The sequence below is a fragment of the Paenibacillus germinis genome (assembly GCF_013141785.1).
Taxonomy (GTDB): domain Bacteria; phylum Bacillota; class Bacilli; order Paenibacillales; family NBRC-103111; genus Paenibacillus_E; species Paenibacillus_E phytorum.
On sequence record NZ_WHOC01000028.1, the window covers coordinates 110,048 to 128,406 of the forward strand.

The following is an 18,359-nucleotide window of genomic DNA, read 5'->3' on the forward strand; positions in this document are numbered from 1 at the left end:
GTGCGCTATTCCAGCCAAAAGTGTCAATATTTCGAGGTTGGGGGGAACTACAGTGCGCTATTTTGCTGTTTGATGGGAAATTCAGCGCTTTTTGTGGAAATAAGACCCTGTAGTTCTGCTAACACTCTAGTATCTCTGCTTTTTGCCTAAATAGAGTCCTACAGTTCCCTTAATAGTGTCCCACAGTTCCCTTAATAGGGGGCCGATGCGCTGAGAATAAGGTAGCTGAACGTGCTTATTTGTTCGAATTGTTGCTGTTTTGAAGGCATAAGCAAGGCAGGAGTGCTTATTGTACGTTCAAACGCCAAGAAAACAAGGAAATGCAGCAGATAAGCACGCTCGGTGGTCTTATTTTAGAAAACGTTGCACAATTTGGAAGAATAGGTATTTCTAGCTTGCCTATTTATAAAGAGGTGTATTGAAGCATGCAAACAATTGAAATAAATAAAGAGTGGTTTCGAGGTGCCGTTTCAATAGAAACGACGGATATTGGACTCCGGCCATGGCGATTGCCACATGATCAGCTCAGCTTATTTGCCTCGAAATTGGTGGAGAAGGCAGGGGAAACAGCGGGTGTTAGAGTTGCATTTATGAGTGATTCCACTTCAGTGGAGCTGCATGTCGCTAGAACGGATAAAGATATACGGTTTGACCTCGTTATCGAAGATGAATTAGTCGATACCAAGACGCTTCTTGCAGGAGAAGAAATTTGTTTATTTACAAACTTGCCAGGCAGCATGAAGAGGGTTGACATTTATTTGTCACAAGAAGCTGCGGTCATTGTGAAAGCACTAAAAGTCGATGATAGGGCTTCGGCGGCTCCTTTGCCAGACAATCAACCTAGGTGGGTTGCCTACGGCAGTTCGATTACACAATGCAGCGCAGCTGAAAGTCCGGCTCTGACTTGGCCGGCAATCGTAGCACGCAACAAAGGTTGGGACCTGACTTGTATGGGATTTGCTGGACAATGTCATTTGGAACCAATGGTTGCTCGTGTCATCCGTGACCTTCCCGCCGACGTCATTTCTTTATGCCTAGGCATTAATGTGATGGGTGGCAATAGTTTAAACATCCGAACGTTTCGTTCTGCAATTATTGGCCTGGTATCAATCATTCGGGAAAAGCATCGCAACACGCCCCTATTTTTATTTTCTCCTATTTATTGTCCTCATAGGGAGACAGACGAAAACTTAGTAGGAATGACCTTGGTTACAATGAGGAAAGAAATCCAGGAAGCAGTGAGTATTCTAATTTCTTATGGGGAATCAAATATGACTTATGTTGACGGTTTGGATATTTTCGGAGAAGCCTTTATTGACAAACTACCAGACCATCTGCATCCGAACGCAGAAGGATATAGAATTATAGCTAATCATATATTGGGTAAATTGAATATTTAACTAGCATCGTTCATTGACTATTCATTAGCGACAGGGGCTAAAAAGAGTTAGCATGCCGATGCGTCGATGAAGGAAAGCACCATTCATATTACGGATGCCAGAGCTGCCAAAAGCAAAGGTCGCCCGCACGAATATAGCGATCCGCCAGCCACTGCGGTGGGTAAGATAGCGGAATAATCAGCAAAATACAGAGTGCAGTGTCACTTTGATGCGCGTCTTTCAAATTTGAAGGTTGATTTAGATATTGATTAGTGGAATTTGAGAATTTGATGATGAGTTCAAGGTTTTGAAGATTTATTATCTGTAAGGGCTTTCTTATGATGAGTTTAGCTGCTTTTATGGTTTTCAGCAATGTTCCCTAAAAGCTTCATGATACAGAAGAGGTGATGAGAATTTGAGCAAGATGTCAAAAGAATTCAGAGTGCGTTCGAAACGGGCAATCAGCTTGCTACTCGCAGCAACTTTAACTTTAGCAGGTTTGCCTTCAGGGTTATCCAAAGCACATGCAGATAGCACAGTGGCAGGAACACCAGGTGGTGTGGATACCAACATGCTGAAATTGTGGCTGAAAGCGGATCCCGACAGCGTGACCCGCAATGGGAATGGCGATATAACGGTATGGAAGGACAGCAGTCCGCAAGGCAATGATTTCATCAATGACGGGACGGTTGGGGATAAGAGTCCGAGGGCAAAGCCGAAGTATACTCCGTCCAATCCTGCATTGAATTTCCAGCCTTCGGTGCAATTTATTCGTTCAGGAAGTTCAGGCAATGGAAGTCTTTTATTGGACAAAAATGGGTTATTTGACCAGGATGAGCCGGTCGAGCAGGCGAGTGTTTATTTGGTTGCTGGGGGGCTAGCGTTATCAAATCAGACCTCTCAAATCTTTTACGAAACTTTGCAAGGAAAAGGAGTGTTCGGAGCGTATATCCCCTTTTATTCCGGCACTTCGCAAGTTTTGTGGGATTCAGGAGCTACCCTATCTGGAAGTCCACGACTCACGACAGGCTATTCAATCCCTCCTCTTCAATACAATAGTTGGGGGTTTCAATATGAATCGCATCCTGCCGTTTCCAGTGCTGTTTACCAAGCGATTACGCTAGATGGGCAAACGATAGCCAAATCAACACAGGCCCGCCTCGCAATGGTTGGAAACGGAAGTAACCCGATGTCTCTCGGTTCTGCTGTCAAGGGAGGATCCGGCTATGATGGACAAATTGGCGAGATGATCGTGTTTGGCGATACGCTTACAGAAGTGCAGCAAAATCAAGTGCAAACGTACATGGCCCTTAAGTTCGGAACGCCGCTGAAGGGGAAGGATTATGTATCGGCAGGCCCTTCGCCGATGGTCGTTTGGCCAACTGAGTCCAATATGTCTTATGGCAATAACATTGCAGGTATCGCCCGCGATCAGCAAGGAGCTTTGGCTCAAGTAACAAGCCGGAGCAGCGAAGGACAAGCATCTTCGCAGGTCATCATTACTGCTAAACAAGCTTTGGCGGACAAGCAGTACCTTCTCTGGGGCGATAACGGAAGTATGGCTTCTTCTGTGCCGTACGGTGCGGACTTCAAGCAGTCAGCGCGGACGTGGAAGGTCCGAAATACCGGCAATGTCGGGACCGTACAAGTTGCATTTCCAGGAGCGATGCTTCCGCTAGGCGGCTTGCTGCTAACGAGCGGAAGCAGCGATTTCAGCCACGCGGTTCCACTGTCATTAACTCCTGTACAGGTGCATGGCGAAGCTTACTATGCTGTGGATACGGAGCTGGCTGACGGATCCTTTTTCACCTTTGCGGAGAAAATGCCAGCCATCCAGTTATCCGCGCTCGATGTTTGGGACGGCAGCCAAAAGATTGGGATGAATATCCCCTTCGCGCCTTCCAAGATGGACGGGTATGAGGTCATCGTTCCACAGGCTACCGATTCCATCCGTTTAGCCATGCAAGTCAGTGGCGGTATTTCAACGACGGTGACCCTGACGAATCTTGAAGGGGTGAATCAGCCAATAAGCGATGTTACCCGAGTTCATCTCGCACCGGGCACGAACAAGATCACGATCCGATTATCAAGCGGCGATGCGATGAATACGTATACGCTGCAAGCCTATCGGCTATCGGCCAAAGGAACGAATGGCCAAGTGCCGATGAACGCAAGTACGGTTACCGCTAGTTCCTATCAGCCGAATACGACGAATATTCCTGCCAATGTCGTGGACGGTGTTTGGAATAATGATGTCCGTTGGTCGGCTTCCGGACAAGGGGAGTGGCTGCAGTTCGATATGGGGCAGCCTGAGAAGGTTACCTATTTGAATATCGCTTTCCTAAGCGCTATCGACCGTCAAACCAATTTCGAAATTATTGGCTCCAATCAAGCGGATTTCCAGAATCCGATCGTGCTGCTGCCTAAACGAAAAAGCAGAGTGCTTAAAGCCGAAGATGATATTATGCAGCCTTATGTGCTGACTACTCCAGCAGAAGTTCGTTATCTGAGGCTGGTTGGATATGGAAATACAGCTTCTGGCAGCTCAGGCAGTTGGAATAGTATTACCGAAGTTGAACTTTATACGGGCACAGCACCCAAAGTGGATGAACCGACTGAGCCAAGCGGCCCTCCGCAAGCAGGCGATAAACCCGTGGAGCCTCTCCCTCCGGTACGGGTGGTGAAGGTCAATTCAGCGGAAGAACTGCAGAATGCACTGGATCAAGCCGCTAAAGGGACCACGATTGAATTGCAAAATGGCACGTATGCACAAAACGGTCCATTCGTTATCAAAGATAAGTCAGGCACGGCTGCGCTTCCGATTCGTATTGTCGCTGCCGAACTCGGGAAGGCCGTTATTGCTGGCGACAGCTACATGCATTTGGAAAATGTAAACTATATTGAGGTTGAGGGACTTACCTTCCATTCTGGGGGTGGATCGGCATTAGGCGAGGATACACTGCGGAGCAGAGCCGTCCCAGAAAAAAGGATTGACGCACTGAAGGGGGTGCATCCGGGTGTGGAATTGTTCGATTCGAGCAATGTCTCCATCATTCGCAACACGTTTGCCTTGGATGAAACGGGTCAGAAATATCGGTTTACGAAAACCGAGAACAAAATCGATAAGCAGATTTGGTGTGTGATCGGCGTTGAAAATAGCTGTCGTTATGGCAGCACCTATGATCCGAATGGGGCGGTTTATACGGGAGAAACGTCGCATAGCCCGAACTCGACGCTGCTTACGGACAACGGAACCGACCGGCATTATATTCAGGTGGAGGGCACTAGCAGCTACAATCGCATCGCTTACAATGATATCGGTCCGAAAACCGGCTTCGGCGCTGTCATGACATATGACGGCACGAATTCGGTCTCGCAGTATGATGTCATTGAATACAATTACTTTCATGATATCGGTCCAAGGGTAAGCAACGGATTGGAAGCGATTCGCCTAGGGCTTTCCGGACTATCTTTAGCCCCCGGACATGTTACGATTCAATACAATTTGTTCGATGGCTTGAACGGCGAGGACGAGATCGTTTCGGTGAAAAGCAGCGATAATATCATCCGGTACAACACCGTCCTGAATTCCTATGGAGGGATGGTAGCCCGGCACGGTCATCGCAACAGCTTTTACGGCAATTTCATTATCGGGGATGGCAAGAAACCCGGAGTGAGCGGTTTCCGTCTCTATGGGAATGATCACAAAGTTTATAATAATTACATGGAAGGACTTACGGATAATGCCGTTCAGATTGACGGTGGAACTGAAGATGCAGGGCCTGACGGAGGCGCGAATCCAACTATACGTTGGGGCACGGGGCCGAACGATTTCGCTGAACTTAGAAGCCTTTCCCCAGAAAGGCAGCAAGAGTTGCTGCGAGGGCATTGGCGGCAATATAATATACAGATTTTCAATAATACCTTCGTCAACTTAAGTAATAATGCATCGGCCTTTAAAATTGCCAAACGTACGTTCCAACCAACGGGAACGCAAATTTATAATAATGTCATTTTCAGTAACGTAGGGACGATATTCTATGAAAATCAAATCACATCTGAAGGCCGACCGGCATATGTCGGCAACATGGTTGATGGTCTCGCTGCTGTGGCAGCGGATGCGACTGTCGTTAGCGCCACTTACAAAGGTGATCTGAAGCTGGTCCGTAGCAGCGATGGTCTGATTCGCTTGTCGCCGCTAAGTCCAGCGGTTGATAGCGCCAAAGGTCCATATGTTGCTTTGGACGATATGGACGGTCAAAGGCGGACGACTCCTGACGTCGGTGCAGATGAGTACGACCAGGCAAACGCTCCTACCCAAAGGCCGCTTAGGGCTGCCGATGTAGGGCCTGCTGCCGGAAGGAGCATGCCAGAGGAAAATGGAAAACCGGAGTTAAGCAGCCTTCAGATCAGCTCGAATCTGACACTCACGCCAGTCTTCCGCTCGGATATTACCTATTATACAGTGATGGCTCCCACTGGAATCGGCAACATGACAATTACGCCGGTTTCCTTAAGTCAGAGGGCTGACATTCAGGTAAGCGTAGACGGCGCTTCGACGCAATCGGTAAGAAGCGGCAACGAAAGCGGACCTCTGGCCATTGCAGAAAGCGGCAGTGTTGTTCTGATTGATGTGTCGATGCCTTCCGGCGTTCATAAAACGTATACGATAATGATAAAACGTCCACAGATAAACAATTCGTCTTCATCGGATTCTTCATCTGTGTATAATCCAGTGCCTTTGCCTAAGCCGGTTCCTGAACCGACGATCCCACAGCCTTCGAAACCGGCGGATCCCTCAACATCAGCACCACCGCCGGAGACTTTTGTAGATGTGCCGAAACATTGGGCATCGGAAGCTATCAGCAAGGCTGCTGCCAAGGGCATTGTGAACGGCTATTCAGATGGCAGCTTTAAGCCTGACGAACCGATGACGAGGCTTCAATTCGCTGCTATGCTAGTTCGCGCTCTGGGCTTGAAGCCGGAACCAACGAAGCCGGAATTCACTGATGAAGCGAGTATTCCGGTATGGGCGGCGGGAGAACTAAGCGCTGCGCTGAAAGCAGGCATTATCCAGGGCTATGAAGACCAGTCTCTGCGTCCTAATGATGCAATAAATCGAATCGAAATGGTTGCAATGTTAGTAAGAGCATTTCCACAAAGCGAGGGAACATCTGCTGCGGCTTCGTTTAGCGACAGTTCTCAGATCCCCTTATGGGCATTGCCGTTAGTCTCGCGAGCTAACTCACTAGGGCTAGTTCAGGGTCGGGAGAATAATGCTTTTAAACCGTATGACGTGGCGACGAGAGCGGAAGCAGTCACGGTTGTAATGCGAATGTTGGATCACTAGGGTGCCTAAATCCGTTTTACGATCCAAACTGAAAGTTCTATGCAGCAGGTTGGCCTCTTAAGGGGGCCGACCTTGTTGTATTTCCTGCATATACTAAAGAAAGGGCAGGTCGAATGCAATCATTCGTCTGTCCTTTCTTCAGTAGAATTAATCAATAAATGTACTTATGATCCGGATAATTTATATGGGAATGGTTAAGTAGACTGCTGTTCCCCAACCGTATTTACTCCGGATTTTAATGCCGAATGATTCACCGTAAAGCAATTTCAATCTTTTGTGTGTGTTGTATAGACCGATATGATCCGTTTCGCCGATATCCTGTTTGAGTTCGTACTTAATTTGCTCAAGCCTTTCTGTGCCAATGCCGATTCCGTTATCAATCACGGCTAAGTGAAGCATCTCTTCGGATTGCCAGATTTTAATTTTGATTCGGCAGGTTCCTTCCTTCACTTTGATGCCATGGTAGATACTATTTTCAATAAGCGGTTGCAAAATGAGCTTTGGCACATTGTACTTGTTGACCTGCTCCTCATATTCCCAGATAACATCAAATTTATCGTGATATCTAACCTTCTGTATGTCGATATAGCTTAAGGTATAAGCGATTTCTTTTTGAAGGATAACCGGTTTGTTATGCCCTTCCAAGGAATATCGCAAAATATCTGCCAAATTTTCTACCATTTTGTTCAAATTCCCAGGTTTTCCGGTAAGGCTAGCGATTTTCCAATTGATTGTCTCCAGCGTATTATATAGAAAATGAGGGTTCAGCTGTGACTGTAGGGCGATCAATTCCATCGCTTGGGCTTTATACTTTCGTTCGGACAGTTGGATGCTTAAATAGTTCTGCTCTATAAAATTTTTTAGGATGCTATGAATGATATAGCTGTAAACGTCTTTAACACGTGAAGGTAGAGCAGGCAGCGGCTTGCTGTTTTCGGCGGATTCCAAAATCGTAACAATCGTTTTCACATCTCGGTAATTTTTTCTGGTCAAATAATACGTTAATCCGCTTCCAAATAAAAAGGAGAACAGCAGGAGCAGCTGGCTGGTCAGGTTCAAACGATCGGGAACTTCATATAACGATGTTTTGGGGGCAATAGATAAGTAGGTCCAACCGTACTTATCCGAGTTCAGCTTGGAAACGATAAATGGTAGGCCGTTCAGGTTCGTCTCATAGAAGGGACGTCCATCGGAAACGAGATCTTTAAAAATCAAATGATCAAAATAGGGGAGTTTTTTGTTTTTAAACATAACATCCCCGTTCGGGCCTAATATGAGCAGGGTTTGATCCTGCAGTGTGGACAAATTGGACAAGTGGTTCTCGATATATTTGGCGTCAATGTTGAGCACGATGAGACCGTCTCCCTGATCGCGGGACAGTTTGCGGTAAAGACTGATAAGCTCTACGGCAGAATTCTCAAAGTTATATTTCTTAATAGTTCGGTTTTCCGTCCATACCAAATCGTCACCATGTTGATGCCTTTTATAGCTGTCGAACCAGGCTTTATCATAAAATTCATTTAAATCGATCAGTCCACCGGAGGTTGTGGAAAGTAAACGATTTTTGTCATTATTTAAATAAACGTAGACAGAATCGATATAAGGCATCGCCATGGCAGGCGCATCAATCAGATTTTTGATGGTTGCAAGTACTTTATAGTCATCGAGCTCCAGAGACGGCTTGAGCATTAGGCTCTTTAAATTCGCAAATTCGATAGAATTGCCCATAAAATGGATGTTCAGCGAATCAAGCTGTTTAAAGATCAATTCGATATTTTCCTTGGTTTGCTTTAGCATATTGGTCGTGTTGTGATTAATTTCTTCCGTTACATATCTCTTAATAATGACCGTGGACATTGTGCCTAGGATCAGAATAGGTACAAGCATGGGGATCAAAAAAGTGAATAAATTTTTAAGGAAAAATGCATGGTAGGTTTTCATCCGATTTCGTATAGTCCTTTATTTTTATTCCGCATTTCTGAATTCACGCGGGCTTTTGCCAAAATATTTTTTGAAGGTGCGGGTGAAATTTTTAGGGTTGCTGTAACCGATCATTTCGCTGATTTCATAGGTTTTATAATCGATTTCCTTTAAAAATTGTGCGGCCTTCTCCATCTTAACGGAAATGACGTAATCCGAAAAATTCTCTCCCGTCTTTTGCTTGAAATACTTGCTAATATAGTAAGGGCTCATGTGAACTAAATCCGCAGCACCCTCTAGGGCAGCATCTCGGTAGCGCTCTTTCACGTAATTTTTGATCACCGAAATCACTTTATCGGAAACAGCCCCTTCTTGCGCTGCATCTTTTTTCTTTTCTTGATTTAATTCCTCTTTGATGCTCAAGAAAATATTCATTAGTTCATCATACTTGGTCGGCTTGACGATATAATTTTTTACGCCGTAAATCAGCGCTTGTTGGGCGAATTCAAAATCTTTGTAACCGCTTAGAAAAATGACTTTAATTGGTGATTTTTTTAGGTAGAGCTCTCTAGCCACATCGATTCCGGTCATAATCGGCATTCGGATATCGCAGAGAATAACATCCACCTCATGTCTCTCCGTATATGCCATTACCTGAGTGCCATTATCAGCCTGACTCACGACCGTGAAGCCAACGTCTCCCCAGGGAAAGTAGTTGCTTAAGCCATTTCTGATTTCATATTCGTCATCAGCTATAAGGAGCTTATACACAGCGACCCGCCTCTCTATTTGGAAAAATCAACAACCATCTTATAGGCACATTATAGCATTGATAGGCAGCTGTAGTCCCTCAATTTGTCAAATGAGTATGTAATGATTACTTTTTGTTAAAAGATGATACTTCTTCGTCCAGTTCGTCCTTATCGAGCCAATAAATGATACCAAAAGAGGAACCAACCGCCTTTTTATTCTTCCTGTATCCTTTATAATCAAGGTATTGAAAGCGTTTCCTAACGAAAGGATGAGGAGATTGATCAGAATATCCATAACAACAGCAAGAGTGGATCACCCTGATAGTTATTTGAAGCAGCTTGTACAGCTGGGGGCGGATTGTCTCGATTTCGGGAACGGCTCCAGCTTCGTTGGAGTGAAGGAGCAAGGGTACCCTGATTTAGATGAACTGTTAAAGCTTAGACGCAGACTCCGTTCCTTCGGACTGGATATCAACCGTGTGACACTGCCCAATATGTCGGAAAGATTCATGAGGAACCTTCCTGGCTCGGAAAAGGAACTGGATCATACGATTAACGCCATGAAGGTATTTGGTGAAGCAGGAGTACCCATCGTACGACAGCGGTTTGCTGGGGATACGTTCGATCAGTTGATGACCCGTTACGATGCGGTGCTGCGTGGAGGGTATATCTCCCGTGGAGAGAGCTTAGGACTTACCAAGCAACAGCAGGAGACGCCGACTTATGAGGAACTTAAAGCTTGGTGGGAACGTTTTCTAATCGTTTATGGTCAACTTGTCCCGATTGCAGAAGATTTCAATGTGAAGCTGTCCATGCACCCTTCGGATACACCAAACGCAGATACGCCTTTTGGCAGTCTGGGTTATCATCGAATTACCGATGCTTTTCCGAGCAAGCAGGTAGGCTATCTGTACTGCATCGGTACCCGTGCCGAAGCGGGCGGATCATCGCTCGTGCTTGATGAAATCAACCATTATGGAAGACAAGGACGCATTCATCTCATTCATATGAGAAATGTTCGCGGGAGCCTGCCGACTTCGGGAGGGTTTGAAGAAACGCTGTTGGATGATGGGGACTTGAATATGTTCAAGGTTTTAATGGCATTGAAAAAGGTAGGCTATGACGGTTGTGTCAATCCGGATCACATTCCTTTTCTTGAAGGGGACGATCGGGAGCGGCACAGTGGCGACAATCGTACTGCATGCGGAATCGGACTTGCTTATTCGATCGGGTATCTCAAAGCACTACTTTGCGCGATGTACGCCATATAAATGACAATACTACATTATGAGGTGAGACTATGAAATGGAATAGAGTGAGCTCTGTATTAGCAGCAACTACTTTGTTGGGAATGATTGCTGCAGGATGTTCGACAAGTAATAATGCGGATACTTCTTCATCTATTGATAAAGCTGCTTCGCCAAGCACTTCTAATGGTCCAAAAGAGAAATTTATCTTCTGGGATAAAGGGGAATATACCCAAGCTTATAACGATCTTATGAAGCAGCGGGTGGAGGAGTTCGGAAAGGCGAACAATGTCGATACTGAATACGTGGTCATTGCTCAGAACGATTTGAAAACGAAGCTGTTGGCCTCGATTGAGGCTAAGAATCCACCAGATCTTATTGTGGCTAACGACCCGGTTGCCAAGCAGTTTGTTACCTCCGACCAGCTCGTGGACACTTCGGACATCATTACGAAAATCAATTTTACGGATGGAGCCAAGAAATTTTCCGTAGTGGCAGATAAATATTTCATGGTACCTCAATCCTTCCAAATGGGCGGAGCCTACTTGCGCAAAGATCTTTGGGAGAAGCACAAATTACCAGTACCGAAAACGTGGCAGGAGCTTTACGAGCAGGCCAAAATTGTCAACGATCCGAAAAACGGCATATATGCCGTAGGTCTCCCGTTAGGCCAATCCGGAGGCGGAGATGCCGAGAGTTTTGTTCGGGATGTCATACTAGCGTATGGCGGAGCTATTGTCGATAAGGACAATAATATCACGGTCAATTCCAAAGAGACGCTGGAGGCGATTACATTTCTCGCGAAATTTTGGCAAGAAGGCCTAACGCCGCCATCTTCTGTGACATGGGACGATAACGGCAATAACAACGCCTATCTCGCGGGGACGGTCGGTTTCGTTATCAACAGCGGAAGCATCTACGATCAGGCCAAGAAGGACAAACCAGAGCTTGAGAAAAATACGCTTCTCATTCCAAAGCTTGCCGGCCCTAAGGGTGATTTTATTCTAGGCAGCGGCAACGTCTTCGCCATATTCAAAAATGCCAAAGGCACCAAGTGGGCGAAGAAGTTTGTTACCGAATTTTATGATAAAGATTTCTACAATAAATTTGTTGAAGTCATGGGCGGGAAATTCCAGCCTGTACTCAAGGGCTCCGAAGAGATGGCATTCTGGAAGGATCCGAACAATAAAGCCGCAGGCTGGATGAAAATGATTAATGATGTTGTTGGCTCAAGCAACTATCCGGGTCCTGAGGATGATCTCGGATCCAAGGCCAAATCCATGCAGCTTGCGACAAGAGCGGTGCAAAGAATTGTTGTGGAGAAGATGGATCCGCAGAAATCTCTTAATCAGCTTGAACAAGAGGTCAAGCAGTTATACGGCAAAAAGTAACGGGGTCATACTATACGCAGTCAGGCGGTGATTTCTTGCGTGGGACAGTTAAGCAGAAAATATGATAAAACGCTCGGATACGTATTAATTCTACCGGTGGCTTTTGTCATCTTTGTGGTCATCGGTTTCCCATTCATCAATGCCATTTATTTAAGCTTTACGGACAAAGTGGTAGGTGTGAACCCCAAATTTATCGGATTTGACAATTATCTCCACATTTTCACAGATAGAGAGTATTGGAAGGTACTTAAAAACACCTTCATCTATATGATCTTCAGTGTAGGCATTAAATTAGTCGTTGGTTTGATGCTGGCGGTCGTGGTCAACGAGACTTTCTTCGGTCGTGGAATTTTTCGTATGATCCTGCTTATTCCATGGGCTCTCTCAGGTATGGTGGCCGCCATCACCTGGCGGTGGATGTATGATGATACATACGGCATTATCAATTCCCTGCTGCTTCGTTTTCACATCATAGATACACCTATTTTATGGACCTCTGGACTCCATATGGCACTGGTTTCCGTCATCATCGTGAACATTTGGAAGGGACTTCCCTTCTTCATCTTCAGTTTGCTCGGCGGCTTACAGACCATCGATTCACAGATGTATGAGGCGGCTACCATTGACGGAGCGGGCTGGATACGACAGTTTTTCGCGATTACAGTTCCTTCGATCATGCCAGTCATTACCATTACTACGCTGCTTTCTTGCATCTGGACATTTAACAATTTTGAGAGTGTGTATTTGATTACGGGCGGAGGCCCCTTAAATGCATCGGCGGTTATTTCCACTTATACGTATGAAGTAGCCTTCCAACAAAATTTATTGGGTCGGGCGCTAGCTGTGGCCGGTTCCGTGGTTCCTATTCTAGTCGTCATGATTGTAGTCTCCATGAGAAAACTGAAAACGGATGATTAGGGGGAACTAGGATGAAACGATCTACTGTGAAAAAGATAAGAAAGATGACCATCATTTACGCGATTGTCTTCATTTTTACCATCTGGACGTTATTTCCGGTGTATTGGATGGTTAAATCCTCCTTTACCCCTAACGATCTCATGTATACACCGAATCCCGGTTTGGTTCCAGATACGTGGACATTATCCCATTACAAGGATTTGTTCCATAAAACCAAGTTTATGAATTTTGTGAAAAACAGCCTTTATGTGGCTTCGCTTGTTACCGTCATCTCGGTCAGCATCAGTATTTTGGGCTCCTACAGTATGACCCGGCTGCGTTATCGGGGGAGAATCTTTTTTTCGCAAAGTATCATTTACACGTATCTGCTGCCAACGGCCGTTTTGTTTATCCCGATGTACGTGGCGGTAAGTAAGCTTGGTTTGAGCGACAATAAGAACGCCTTGTTGATTGTTTATCCGACGATTATCGTACCTTACTGCTGCTATATGCTGATTAGCTATTTCAAGGCGATTCCCAAAGAGCTGGAAGAGGCTGCTTTGATCGACGGATGCAGCAGTCTTCAGGCTTTGTTCAGAATCATCATACCTATTGCTTCTCCAGGCATAGCCGTTGTATCTACCTTTGCCTTTACGCTAGCATGGAACGAATATTTGTATGCGTTGGTATTAACGACCAGCCCGGGTCAACAAACAGTCAATATTGGGATTTCCGGCTTTAAATTTTCGGATCAGGCAGTCTGGGGACTGCTCATGGGCTCGTCTGTCATTGCATCCTTGCCAGCTATTTTACTGTATTTCCTGGCTCAACGGTTTTTAAAAAGCGGATTGGCCGCTGGAGGTGTCAAGTGAGGGTTAACTAGCGAGTAGGAGGCTAACGATGATGAAGATATCGGTTACGGTTAATATGTGCGATTTAACGGATCGCGATTTGAAGCAAATGTGCCAGTTGGGCATCGATTATGTAGATTTCGGCAAGGGATCTTCCTTTCCCGGGGTGCAAGAGCAGGGTTATCCGGATTTGGATCAGTTACTTCAGCTGCGCAGGCGTGTACGTTCCTTTGGGCTTGATATGAACCGGGTTACGCTCCCGGACTTCACTGATCGGTTTATGAACAATTTACCAGGTTGTGAAAAGGAACTTGAGAATTCATCTCTTGCTGTAAAGGTATTTGGCGAAGCGGGCTTGCTGATTGTAAGGCAGCGTTTTGCAGGGGATACCGCACCTGTTTTGACGAACGGCTATAAAGCCGTGCAGCGGGGGGGAGCTGTAGCTCGGGGAGAAAGTCTTGGCTTGATGAAGAATAAGCCTGAAATGCCTAGTTTGAAGGAGTGGGAGCGCTTTTGGAGCCGCTTTATGGAAGCGTTCCGCACATTGGTTCCCTTAGCCGAGGATTATAACGTGAAGTTGACAGTTCATCCATCTGATACGCCAAACCATGGAACCCTTTTCGGCGGGCTGGGCTTCCATCGGATTATCGATGCTTTTCCGAGTAAAAACGTGGGATTCGTATACTGCGTAGGAACGCGCGCCGAAGAAGGCGGAAGCTCTTTGGTCATGGATGAAATCAATCATTATGGGCGCAAAGGGAAAATATGTTTGGTACATCTTCGCAATGTGAGGGGCAGCCTTCCAACAGCGGGAGCTTTTGAAGAAGCGCTTCTAGATGATGGTGATTTGAATGTATTCAAAATTTTACTCGAACTGCGGAAGGTTGGATACGAGGGCTGTATCAATCCTGATCATATTACACAGTTGGAAGGCGACAGTATCGATTTAGATCAAAATTGGGCGCATTCGGGCATCGGATGGAAATCATCCAGCATAGGTTGGGGCTATTCCATCGGTTATGTGAGAGCTCTGCTGACCGCATTGGCGGAGTTTGAGGGCAAACGTTATGGACACTAGTTTTATTCGCGGAGTCATTCCGACCATCATCACACCAGTTGTGTGGAGCTCATGACGATGTGTCATTGCATAAATACCGCCAGGGGATCTCCTTAACAAGAGAACCCCTGGCTATTTCTAGTCGTTTTCGCCGAACAATGGGACCAAACACGCAAAGTTCGCAGATCATAAAGAATAAATTGACGTATAATTTAATTTGTCTTACAATATGACTTATAAATAACTATTTCCTTATTTTATATTACTTTTTAATGAAGGGAAGAGAACAATCTGATGCAGGATATGAAACATGAGCAACTGAATAACCGTTTTTCAGGCACGCCAATCATTACTGAAATGCAGGTCATCCCTGTGGCTGGGTACGACAGCATGCTGCTTAATCTCAGCGGTGCACATGCTCCTTTCTTTACACGCAATATCATCATTCTTAAAGATAACGCAGGCCATACGGGTGTTGGTGAGGTCCCGGGCGGTGAAAAGATTCGTCAAACACTAGAGGATGCACGGGCGCTCGTCATTGGTCAATCCATAGGTCAATATAATAACATTCTGAACACAGCACGCAAGCTGTTTGGTGATCGAGATGCTGGAGGACGCGGTTTGCAGACCTTCGATCTACGTATCACAATTCACGCAGTTACTGCTTTGGAAGCAGCGCTGTTAGATCTTCTGGGGAAATTCCTCGGTGTTCCTGTTGCTGCGCTTCTTGGAGAAGGCCAGCAGCGTGACCGCGTAGAGATGTTAGGTTACTTGTTCTATATCGGCGACCGTAATCGAACGAAGCTTCCTTACTTGAGCGGACAGGATAGCGAGGATGACTGGACACGATTGCGCAATGAGGAAACGCTTACACCGGAAGCAGTCGTGAAACTGGCTGAAGCGGCTTACAAGCGATATGGCTTTAATGACTTCAAGCTGAAGGGCGGCGTACTTCGCGGAGAAGAGGAGATCGAGGCCGTCACCGCGCTAGCCGAACGTTTTCCGCAAGCAAGAATAACGCTGGATCCTAACGGCGCATGGTCTTTGTCTGAAGCAATTCGCCTTTGCCGTGATCAACACCATGTACTGGCTTATGCCGAAGATCCTTGCGGAGCTGAAAATGGTTATTCTGGACGTGAGGTCATGGCAGAGTTTCGCCGTGCTACCGGGCTGCCGACAGCTACGAACATGATCGCCACGGATTGGCGCCAGATGGGACACACGATTCAAATGAACGCGGTTGATATTCCACTTGCCGATCCGCACTTCTGGACGATGCAAGGCTCTGTCCGAGTAGCTCAAATGTGTCATGAATGGGGTCTGACGTGGGGATCGCATTCTAACAATCATTTTGATATTTCGCTGGCCATGTTTACCCATGTCGCTGCTGCTGCACCGGGAAAAATCACAGCTATCGATACCCATTGGATTTGGCAGGACGGGCAGCGTCTGACCAAAGAGCCTTTCCAAATTGTCGGAGGCATGGTGGAAGTTCCGAACAAGCCAGGTTTGGGCATTGAGATTGATATGGTTGAAATTGAGAAAGCGCACCAGCTTTATAATGAGAAAGCGCTTGGAGCACGTGATGATGCGATGGCTATGCAGTATTTGATTCCTGATTGGAAATTCGATCATAAACAACCTTGCCTTGTAAGGTAAGCGAGATAATCAAATGAAATGAAGGAGAGATCACTATGGACTTTAGTCTTATTCGCGGAGTCATACCGCCTATCGTTACACCGGTTGATGCTGATGAATGCGTGGAAGAGCAGGGACTACGAAGGGTAGTCGAGCACGTTATCGCAGGAGGAGTGCACGGTATTCTTTCTTTAGGAAGTAACGGAGAGTTTTACGGATTGGATCATGAGCAGCAGGAGCGTGCGGTTCAGATTACAATCGAGCAGGTAGCAGGGCGTGTACCCGTTTATATGGGAATTGGGACCATATCGACCAAGGAGTGTGTGAAATTAGCCAGACTTGGCGAAACGTTAAAGGCTCAAGCGCTTACGATCTTGCCTCCTATGTTCCTTACGCCTTCGGAAGAAGAGTTATATCAACATTTCCGTAAAGTAGCTGAAGCGACTGCCTTGCCAGTACTGCTCTATAACAATCCGGATCGCGTGGGGAATAATATTTCCGTTAACTTGATCGAACGGCTTGCCGATATTCCCAATATCGTTGGAGTGAAAGATAGCAGCGGCGATCTAACGTTGACTTCCGAGTATATCCGCAGAACACGAGATAAAGGATTTAAGGTCATGGCGGGAAGGGATGTCATGATCTTAGGCTCATTGGTTTACGGCGCTGTAGGTTGTGTCGCTTCAACGGCGAATATTGTACCGGCATTGGTCGTTGAGATTTATGAGAAGTTTATAGCCGGTGATCTACAGGGAGCATTGGAAGCCCAGTTTAAGCTGGCTCCTCTTCGCATGGCTTCTAATCTCGCAAGTTTTCCGGTGGTGACCAAGGAGGCCATGAACCTCATCGGTCTTGAAGTGGGAGGCTCGATCTTGCCGAACACGAGCTGCTCCGAAATCAATAGAAATAAGCTCGCTGACATATTGAAGCAGATGGGGGCTCTATAATGAAAATGAAAGTAGGATTCATCGGGTTGGGTATTATGGGTAAGCCCATGAGTAAAAACTTGTTGAAAGCGGGTTATGAGCTAGTTGTTCTCGATACGAGTAAGAATGGTTCTGAGCTTGCAGCGGCGGGAGCCAAGACGGCCTCAACAGCTAAAGCTTTGGCTGAGCAGGTGGATGTCATTATCACTATGCTCCCGAATTCACCACAGGTGAATGAAGTGGTTTTGGGCCCGAATGGCGTCATAGAAGGGGCTAAATCAGGAACCGTTGTTATCGATATGAGTTCGATCGCGCCCCTGACCAGCCAGGAAATCGGTCGGAAGCTGGCGGAAAAAGGGATAGAAATGCTTGACGCACCAGTGAGCGGGGGAGAGCCTAAGGCGATCGCGGGGACTCTTTCCGTGATGGTTGGCGGAAAGAAAGAAGTATTCGATCAATGTTTTGATGTGTTAAAAGCAATGGCTGCCTCTGTCATACGTACAGGAGACATCGGAGCAGGGAATGTGACGAAGCTGGCCAATCAGATCGTGGTAGCTATTAATATTGCCGCAATGTCCGAAGCGTTCGTGCTCGCCAGCAAGGCTGGCGTTCAGCCAGAGCTCGTTTATCAGGCGATTCGCGGCGGTTTGGCTGGCAGCACCGTCTTAGATGCGAAAGCGCCGCTGGTGATGGACCGCAATTTTGACCCGGGATTCCGTATCAACCTACACATAAAGGACTTGAGCAACGTCTTGGAAACCTCCCATGAAGTAGGCGTGCCTCTACCGCTGACGGCTGCCGTCATGGAGATGATGCAGGCTTTGAAGGTGGATGGAATGGGTGATTGCGACCACGGCAGCTTGATTCGCTACTATGAGAAAATGGCAAAGGTTGAAGTTAATAGGTAAGAATCCAAGAATCCGAAGAAAACCTCTTATCACCTATAAGGGG

Annotated in this window: 12 protein-coding genes; 10 read left to right on the plus strand and 2 right to left on the minus strand. The window is 46.4% G+C overall.

The window, feature by feature from the left end; translation table 11 throughout:
- Positions 1–425: 425 nt before the first annotated feature.
- Positions 426–1,400, plus strand: a complete 975-nt coding sequence (locus GC102_RS06350; protein WP_171688704.1) for an SGNH/GDSL hydrolase family protein — start codon at positions 426–428, stop codon at positions 1,398–1,400.
- Between the two features lie 403 nt (positions 1,401–1,803).
- Entirely contained in the window at positions 1,804–6,729 is a 4,926-nt protein-coding gene (locus GC102_RS06355; RefSeq protein ID WP_246320758.1) for a chondroitinase-B domain-containing protein, read from the plus strand.
- Between the two features lie 180 nt (positions 6,730–6,909).
- Here GC102_RS06355 and GC102_RS06360 read toward each other — a convergent pair whose 3' ends face one another.
- Both GC102_RS06360 and GC102_RS40270 read right to left on the minus strand, forming a co-directional pair.
- Positions 6,910–8,670 carry a sensor histidine kinase gene (locus GC102_RS06360; RefSeq protein ID WP_171688706.1) on the minus strand — a complete coding sequence of 587 codons (1,761 nt, stop codon included), beginning with the start codon at positions 8,668–8,670 and terminating at the stop codon, positions 6,910–6,912.
- A gap of 24 nt (positions 8,671–8,694) precedes the next feature.
- Positions 8,695–9,420, minus strand: coding sequence for a response regulator transcription factor (locus GC102_RS40270; RefSeq protein ID WP_171688707.1), 726 nt, complete (start codon positions 9,418–9,420; stop codon positions 8,695–8,697).
- Positions 9,421–9,679: 259 nt separating this feature from the next.
- Between GC102_RS40270 and GC102_RS06370 the strand changes: the two genes are divergently transcribed.
- From GC102_RS06370 to garR, 8 genes are all read left to right on the plus strand, one after another.
- Complete coding sequence (locus tag GC102_RS06370; protein ID WP_216627959.1) at positions 9,680–10,672, plus strand: mannonate dehydratase; 993 nt, start codon at positions 9,680–9,682, stop codon at positions 10,670–10,672.
- Positions 10,673–10,701: 29 nt separating this feature from the next.
- Positions 10,702–12,039 (plus strand): ABC transporter substrate-binding protein, encoded by a 1,338-nt coding sequence (locus GC102_RS06375; protein WP_171688709.1) that lies wholly within the window; start codon positions 10,702–10,704, stop codon positions 12,037–12,039.
- 39 nt (positions 12,040–12,078) lie between these two features.
- On the plus strand, positions 12,079–12,957 hold the full coding sequence (locus GC102_RS06380; protein ID WP_216627960.1) for a carbohydrate ABC transporter permease: 879 nt from the start codon (positions 12,079–12,081) through the stop codon (positions 12,955–12,957).
- Positions 12,958–12,968: 11 nt separating this feature from the next.
- Positions 12,969–13,808 (plus strand): carbohydrate ABC transporter permease, encoded by an 840-nt coding sequence (locus GC102_RS06385; protein WP_171688710.1) that lies wholly within the window; start codon positions 12,969–12,971, stop codon positions 13,806–13,808.
- 28 nt (positions 13,809–13,836) lie between these two features.
- Positions 13,837–14,865 (plus strand): mannonate dehydratase, encoded by a 1,029-nt coding sequence (locus GC102_RS06390; protein ID WP_171688711.1) that lies wholly within the window; start codon positions 13,837–13,839, stop codon positions 14,863–14,865.
- A 273-nt stretch (positions 14,866–15,138) separates the two neighbouring features.
- Positions 15,139–16,503 (plus strand): glucarate dehydratase, encoded by a 1,365-nt coding sequence (gene gudD, locus GC102_RS06395; RefSeq protein ID WP_216627961.1) that lies wholly within the window; start codon positions 15,139–15,141, stop codon positions 16,501–16,503.
- A 35-nt stretch (positions 16,504–16,538) separates the two neighbouring features.
- On the plus strand, positions 16,539–17,429 hold the full coding sequence (gene dapA, locus GC102_RS06400; protein WP_171688712.1) for a 4-hydroxy-tetrahydrodipicolinate synthase: 891 nt from the start codon (positions 16,539–16,541) through the stop codon (positions 17,427–17,429).
- Entirely contained in the window at positions 17,429–18,316 is an 888-nt protein-coding gene (gene garR / locus GC102_RS06405; protein ID WP_171688713.1) for a 2-hydroxy-3-oxopropionate reductase, read from the plus strand. Before dapA ends, garR begins: the two co-directional genes overlap by 1 nt.
- Positions 18,317–18,359 lie beyond the last annotated feature (43 nt).